Origin of the sequence: Kitasatospora sp. NPDC059462 (assembly GCF_042749955.1) — a bacterium.
Classification (GTDB): Bacteria; Actinomycetota; Actinomycetes; order Streptomycetales; family Streptomycetaceae; genus Kitasatospora.
This window is the reverse complement of sequence record NZ_JBHYUU010000029.1, coordinates 46,341-53,367: the sequence shown is the minus strand read 5'-3', so window position 1 is coordinate 53,367 and position 7,027 is coordinate 46,341. Positions and strand designations below refer to the sequence as shown.

General features: G+C 69.2%; 7 protein-coding genes. 5 read left to right on the top strand and 2 right to left on the bottom strand.

Features of this window, described 5'->3' with window-relative positions; genetic code table 11:
- Positions 1-150: 150 nt before the first annotated feature.
- Positions 151-582, bottom strand: a complete 432-nt coding sequence (locus ACFXAM_RS11160; protein WP_350560481.1) for a hypothetical protein — start codon at positions 580-582, stop codon at positions 151-153.
- 408 nt (positions 583-990) lie between these two features.
- Between ACFXAM_RS11160 and ACFXAM_RS11155 the strand changes: the two genes are divergently transcribed.
- The 4 genes from ACFXAM_RS11155 (at position 991) to ACFXAM_RS11140 (ending at position 4,873) form a co-directional block, all read left to right on the top strand.
- Entirely contained in the window at positions 991-2,748 is a 1,758-nt protein-coding gene (locus ACFXAM_RS11155; protein ID WP_380289749.1) for an ice-binding family protein, read from the top strand.
- A gap of 253 nt (positions 2,749-3,001) precedes the next feature.
- Entirely contained in the window at positions 3,002-3,619 is a 618-nt protein-coding gene (locus tag ACFXAM_RS11150; protein ID WP_380289747.1) for a hypothetical protein, read from the top strand.
- A 71-nt stretch (positions 3,620-3,690) separates the two neighbouring features.
- A complete protein-coding gene (locus ACFXAM_RS11145) occupies positions 3,691-3,843 on the top strand; it encodes a thiamine biosynthesis protein ThiC (RefSeq protein ID WP_380289761.1) in 153 nt (50 codons plus the stop codon).
- A gap of 496 nt (positions 3,844-4,339) precedes the next feature.
- Positions 4,340-4,873, top strand: a complete 534-nt coding sequence (locus ACFXAM_RS11140; protein WP_380289745.1) for an NUDIX domain-containing protein — start codon at positions 4,340-4,342, stop codon at positions 4,871-4,873.
- Here ACFXAM_RS11140 and ACFXAM_RS11135 read toward each other — a convergent pair whose 3' ends face one another.
- Positions 4,874-6,187: a hypothetical protein gene (locus ACFXAM_RS11135; RefSeq protein WP_380289743.1), complete on the bottom strand. Its 1,314-nt coding sequence runs from the start codon at positions 6,185-6,187 to the stop codon at positions 4,874-4,876.
- Between the two features lie 399 nt (positions 6,188-6,586).
- Between ACFXAM_RS11135 and ACFXAM_RS11130 the strand changes: the two genes are divergently transcribed.
- Positions 6,587-6,718, top strand: coding sequence for a hypothetical protein (locus ACFXAM_RS11130; protein WP_380289742.1), 132 nt, complete (start codon positions 6,587-6,589; stop codon positions 6,716-6,718).
- Positions 6,719-7,027: the final 309 nt, after the last annotated feature.

The following is a 7,027-nucleotide window of genomic DNA, read 5'->3' as shown; positions in this document are numbered from 1 at the left end:
ACGGCCCGGGGCAACGGGGTCTCCCTCCGGGTGGGGTATGCTGGGCTGGTGGGGCGCGGGGGCGCGGGGCCCCCTAAAGGGTGTCCGGCGCAGCGCCGCGAACGTTCGGGTGTGCAGGTGGAATCCGGTCGGCGGATTCCCGGGTGTGGGTCAGAGTCCGAGGATTTCGCGAATGAGGCCGAGCTTGCGCTCCGGGGAGAGATCCTGGGGACGGCCTTTGAGCAGGCCGTTCAGGACCGCTGGGATGTCGGAACCGTCGGGGGTCTGGATGGCATCGATGATCTGGCAGCGCAGGCCGCCGTTCCGGATGAACACCCACACGTCGTGATCCTTCCGCGGCTCGCCGTTCTCCCTCGGGGAGAGCCGCCACGTCGGGAACCAGCCGAGCCCCTCTTCGGTGAGACGCTCGGCCAGTTCTTCCAGGACGTACTTGCCGAGTCTTCGGTAGCCGACTTCCGCGCGCAGTTCACCCAGGGTGACCCTGAGCAGGCCGCCTGCGGCGCGGCAGCGCTCGGCCACCGTGCCGACGTCACCGGTGGCCGTAGTGAGCGCCTCTTCCAGCGGATTCGTTAGGTCGTTCATGATCGGGCCAACAATTGGGATCACGGGGCGATACGTGATTCACCGGCCTGGACGCGGCCACGAGGAAAGAACGGTACTGCTACGGCGCTGGCGGCGGCCGGCGGCTGCCAGGGGAGGGCAGATCCGGGCATTTAGTGCGTAGGCGAACGATGCTGCGGGGGTGGGGGCGCTCCTCGATCGGCGCTGGCGTGTCACTCCATTGCATCTTTATCACTCTCTTCTTTTCATGTTGTTGTTGCACGGTGTAGTGAGTTGGTGACTCTCCATCACCTGTCCTGGTCGGCTCCGCTCGTCGAAAGCCCTCCGGCGCGAGTGCGAGGGCGTGAGGTCTGACCGGAAACCACCAGTAGCGCTCCGCATGCCCACTTCGGGTGACGGAGTTCAACGTGACAAGAAAGGTCCTGTCCTATGGCAGTCGATGCCATGTTGTCCGCTCCACCGGGGCGAGGGCGTAGACGCGCTCGACTCGCGGGGGCGTCCGTCCTGCTGTCCGGACTGACATTGCTCGCGGCGGCCGGCCTGGTCGCCAGCCCAGCGCACGCAGCAACCGCACCGGTGGGGCTGGGGACTGACACCAGCTATGCGATCCTGGCGGGCTCGACCGTCACCAACACCGGACCCAGCGTCATCAACGGCGACCTGGGGCTCTTCCCGGGCACCAGCGTGACGGGTTTTCCCCCCGGAACCGTGAACGGGGTTCAGCACGTCAACGACGCGCAGGCGGCGCAGGCCCAGTCCGACCTCGTCATCGCCTACAACGATGCTGCCGGCCGGGCCCCCACGGCCATCCTGACCTCGCCCGGCGACATCGGAGGGCTGACGCTGACGCCCGGCGTCTACAAGGCGAGTTCGTCGCTGAACCTCACCGGGACCGTCACCCTCGACGCGATGGGCGACCCGAACGCCGTCTTCATCTTCCAGATCGGCTCCACCCTCATCACGGCTCCGTCGAGCGTCGTCAGCCTGGTCAACGGAGCACAACCCTGCAATGTGTTCTGGCAGGTCGGTAGCTCCGCCACCATCGACGTCGACTCCTTCTTCAAGGGCAACATCCTGGCTCTCACGTCCATCAGCGTGAACCACGCCTCGGTGATCGAAGGCCGCGCCCTGGCGCGCAACGGCGCCGTCACTCTCGACGACAACACCATCACGAGGGCGGCCTGCACCGTCGGGCCGCCCGGACCGAGCGGCCCGCCCGGACCGAGTGGCCCCCCTGGACCGAGTGGGCCCGCTGGTCCTCCCGGTGCCTCGGGTTCCCCGGGTGCACCTGGACCTAACGGTGCTCCGGGCGTGGCGGGCTCCCCGGGCGCTCCGGGTGCTCCCGGTCCCAACGGTGCTCCCGGCGCTCCCGGCGCCAACGGTTCGCCCGGCGCTCCCGGTGCTCCCGGTGCTCCCGGTCCCAACGGTGCTCCGGGTGCTCCTGGCGCCCCCGGTGCACCCGGCCCCAATGGTGCTCCGGGCGTGGCGGGCTCCCCGGGCGCTCCGGGTGCTCCCGGTCCCAACGGCGCTCCCGGCGCTCCCGGCGCTCCCGGCGCTCCCGGTGCCAACGGTTCGCCCGGCGTTCCCGGGGCTCCTGGCCCCAACGGTGCTCCGGGTGCTCCGGGTGCTCCTGGTGCTCCTGGTGCCAACGGTTCGCCGGGCACCAACGGTTTGCCTGGTGCCAACGGTTCGCCGGGCGCTAACGGCTTGCCTGGTGCCAATGGATCGCCTGGTGCCAACGGATCGCCGGGCGCTAACGGCTTGCCTGGTGCCAATGGATCGCCGGGCGCCAACGGCTCGCCCGGTGCGAACGGCTCGCCCGGCCCTGCCGGTCCTGCTGGTCCGGCCGGCCCATCGGGTCCTGCCGGTCCTCCCGGCCCTGCCGGACCGCCCCAGTCTCCGGGCGGTCACGGCGGTCAGGGTCACGGCGGCCACGAGCAAGGTGAACACGGGCAGGACCAAGGCAACCACGGCAACGCTCCGGCCGACCACGGCAACGGCAAGGGCGGTCACGAACAGGGTGTACCGGTCGTGCGTCCGCACGAGTCGGGGCAGGCACTCGCTGCCACCGGCTCCGGCAAGTCGATCGCCATGGCGGTCGGCTCGGCGGCCGCCGTCGTGCTGGGAGGCTCGATCCTCATCCTCGTGAGGCGCAACGGACGAGCCGCAGCTCGCCGTCGGGACTAGCCCTCGCCGTGATGGGCGGCGCGCGTCCGGAGCGGGTGCACTTCCCGCCGACGGACTGACGCTCGACCACGTGGCGCTGTCCCGGACAGCCGGAAGGCCGTTCCGAGACAGCGCCACGCCCTTGGCCGCAACGGCGGTCGGATCGGTGTTCCCGGCCTCGTGCGCGGGCTGATCCGCCTGACCCGGTACTGTCCGTCGCGGCGGCGAGGCGGAAGTAACGGTGGGCTCGACCGGCGCATGGGTCATCGGGGCCGTGCCCGACCAGGAGGCTGCGGCGCTGCCGGGGAGGTTCGCGCACCTCGTCACGGCCGACGATTTCCGCAAGCCGACGGGCTACACGGAGACTCTCGCGTGGTGGCGGCGGGACTGCGACGGGGAGACCCTCCTCGCGCCCGATGCAAGGCATCCTGCGGTCCGTCTGCCGACCGCTGCGGGGATCCGGTTCGCGGACTTCGTCCACGGAGCCAACTCGGAGACCGCCACGACGAAGGCGATGCGGGACGCAAGCCTGGCTCTGACGGCCGGCAGTGGTTTCGACGGGATGTGTACGCCGGCGGCGCGCAGGGCCAGTCCTGCGGCCGCTCTCCTCTACGCGCTCGGCGCCGACTCGGCCACCCTCCTGCCAGGTTGGTTCGGCGATTTCCAGCTGATCGCCGACGGGGTACGCATTGCGCTTCCGGGTGCCGAACAGGCTCTGCGGCTCGACGGCGAACGGTGCGCCGATGTCCTCCACCGGATTGCCGAGTGGATGACCGGCACGGGTGATGACCCCGGGTTCGTGGCCGGGGACCTGCTGGATGCCCCGCTCCGGGTGTTGCACCCATGCGGCCGGCGCCGGCCTGGGCGTCTCCCGTTCACTCGCTGGCACTGAGCCGCGTGGGCGGGCCGATCGGGGCGCCGGCCCAGCGCCAAGGTGCTGGTCTCGCCCCGAAGTTCTGCTCGATGAAGATCTCCCAGAAGATCCGCGACGAGCACGGCGACGGGGCCACCGCCGTCGAGTCCGGCTACGACGCCGAGGCCCTCGCGGGCATGAAGGCCATGTCCGAGGAGTTCAAGGCCCAGGGCAACAAGGTCTACCTGCCTCTCGCGGACTGACACACCACACCCGAGCGCCGTCCCGACCGACGCGGGACGGCGCTCGGTAGACGTTGGCTTCTTGTATGAAGCTTCGTGCACACGGAGCGGGTGTGCATGGTCTCCTGTCGGTCGCCTCCCCTTGCGGTGAGGCGACCGGGGCAGGCCTACCTGTTGGACGGATGCTGTGAGAGCAACTGGTGCGCGAGAGAGCTTGCGACCTCGATCGCCCCAACCCCTGGAGCGGCCAGTGTCACTGACTCGTCGGGTTCGGTCTGCATGGGGAACGAACGATCACTTCTGCGGCCTTCACAGGTCGGCTAAACCCGTCATCTCGTCAGATGCATCCATGGCGGGAGTCTCCTCGCGTGTCCGGGACGGCGCACCTAATTTCCGAGTACAGCGCAGATGGCCCAGGTCCGGGCACATTGCGTCACTCTGACGAGAATTCGCCGAATCGGACCCGGTGAGTCTCACGGTCTGACATGCTGAGGGTCCGTCGAGAGGGGCCGCAGCGATGCAGTGGAAGGTCCACGGGGAACGTCCGATCTACGAGAACCCTTGGGTGAACCTGTGGCTGGCCGATGTCGAGCAGCCCGACGGGCACCGCTGGGAGCATCACGTGGTCAAGCTGCGGCACCTGGCGGTCGCGGCCATCGTGAACAGCGAGAAGCAGGTGCTCATGATGTGGCGACACCGCTTCATCACCAACACCTGGGCCTGGGAGCTCCCGATGGGGCTGATCGAGCCGGACGAGACCCCGGCGGAGGCTGCGGCCCGCGAAGCGCTGGAGGAGACCGGCTGGAGGGTCGGTGAGGTCAAGCCGCTGATCTACGCCCAGCCGGCGAACGGGATCACCGACTCCGAGCACTTCGTGTTCCGGGCCGATGCCGTCGAGTACGTGGGCCCGCCGACCGAGCGCAACGAGTCCGACCGGATCGAATGGGTCGCCCTGTCCGAGCTGCGCGGCATGATCGACCGTCGCGAGATCGTCAGCAGCGGCACGCTCGTGGGTGTGCTCTACCTGCTGCTCGACGAGGCCGGCCTCTGATCATCCGGCCGAGCCGGTGATCCGGTCGACCAGTTCCTCGGCCCGGGTGTGGCCGCGGTAGGGCTTGAGCAGCTGCCGGAACTCCTGGAGATGGGCGACCACCCTGGGTGATTCGACGGCCGCCGCGAGGTCGAGGGCTGCCGTCGCGGTCGTGCAGGCCAGTTCGATTTCCTGCCGCTGGAGTTGCGTGCGGGCGAGCCAGAAGCTGTGGAACGCGCGGCCTCGGAGGTTCGTCTTCGGCTCGGCACGAAGGGCTTCGGCGATGAGGGGCTCGGCGGCCGTCGCATCGCCCAGCTGGCCAAGGGCGATCCCGGTGTCCACGGTGAGCTTGGTGTGGTCGAAGTACTGGACCCACACGGGGTCGTCGTCGGTGGTGGCGATCCGCTCGAAGTGGTTGTGCGCTGTGGCGATCGCCCGGTGGGTCGCCTCCTGGTCGTGCGCGCTCGCGTGGCCGAAGGCTTCGCGCATCGACAGCATCGACAGCAGCCTCGGCGTACCACCGTCGAGGTGGGCGTTGTCCTGGGCGGCTCGGGCCAGCGTGATCGCGTCCTGGGCTCTCTCCTGGTAGGTCGCCTGGAGGCTGAGGCAGGCGAGCACGTTGGCGATGAACGGGCGGTCGCCGATCTCGCGCGCGAACCGGAGTGCTTCCGTGAAGTAGCTCTGGGCGGTGTTGAACTGCCGTGCGTCGAAGTACGTCCACCCGGTGAGGCGCGCGAGTTCGGCAGCGATGCCGTGGAGGCTTCGACGGAAGTTGGGGTCCGCCGTGTCGCGCATGATGCCCGTGACGTACCCGAGCTGGCCGATCACCGCCGGCCGTAGGGCTTCACCGCCATGCTGGTCGTCGCGTCGCCAATAGTCCTCGATGGACGCTTGCAGGGAACGCAGGACGTTGGGCGTGACCCTTGTACCTGCGGCTATGGCGAGGATGTCGTCCAGCTCGGTTCCTGCTCGGGCTTCGGGAGCCGGCCGGGGGAGATGCGCCACCTCGACCTGGAGTGAGAGCCCCTGGCGTAGGACGGCGGGCTGTTCCCAACTGCGGTCGGCCAGGCCGAGCACCCGCCCGGGAATCCGTAAGCCGTCCGCGATGCGCTCGATGACGCCCATGTTGGTGATCTTCGGGCGGCCCTTCATCACCTCGCCCACCCTGCTGGGCGTCAGCTCGCATGCGCGGGCGATGCGGGACGGGTGGAACCCGCCTTTGCGCGCGGCGAGTTGGAAGATCCGCGCGAAGTCGCGCTCCGCGCAGGCGAGCAGCATGTCGGGGTCCGCGAGCAGTCTGCGCGGAAGCCCCTGCGGCTCTGTGGACTCGCTCATGGCTGCCACCCCTCAGCGCCAGGAAGATCATCGCTCAGTGTCACGCGAGATAACCGACCGCGAGTTTACCCATCGTGGGTACACACGCTGGCCTTTTCTCGAAGCTGTCCGCTCGGGGACTGTGGAGTCACCTTCGGGAGATGCCCGGAGGGCGATGGAGAGGGTGGCCGGGCTGATGAGCGTGATCAATTCCGCCTCGACAGTCCATCCCTCCTCCGCCGGTCGCCCGATCGACGTGCCCATCGAGATTCCGGTGGTGCTTCCTGGTGACTGGCGGTGCCGGGTGGAACTGCCCTGTATCCCCGAATCGGCCGGTGCCGCGCGCAAGTTGGTGGCCGCCGGCGGCAGCCGTCGGTACGTGTGGGGGGCCGGGATTCGTCCGTTGAACTGCCGTGCCGCATGGAGCCGAAGGGTGAGGCGGAGTCCGGGTACGGCCTCGGCCTGGTGGACACGCTCGCCTCTCGCTGGGGTGTGGACCTCGCCGCGCTCGGCAAGTGGGTCTGGTTCGAGCTGAGGACGGTGGCGGCGTGAACGTGAATGGACCAGGGACCCACGGTCTTCATCGTGGCGAGCATCGTGACCCGGTTGGTGCGGTACTGGCGGGGGTCTGGGTGCTCGGCCACGCGGTCACCGTGTTCCTCCTCGGTGCTTCGGTGTTGAACCAGTTGGAGGCTGCCGACCATCAGGGCCTCGCACACCCCGCGCGGTCGGCACCCGATCGCGAGCCGCCGACCTGACAGGCGGGTCCCCCAAGACTCCCCAGGCCCCGACGACGACACCGGGGCCCGGGGTGCGCCACCGTGACGGGATCGACCGTCACGCCTGCACCAGCGGAGGGAG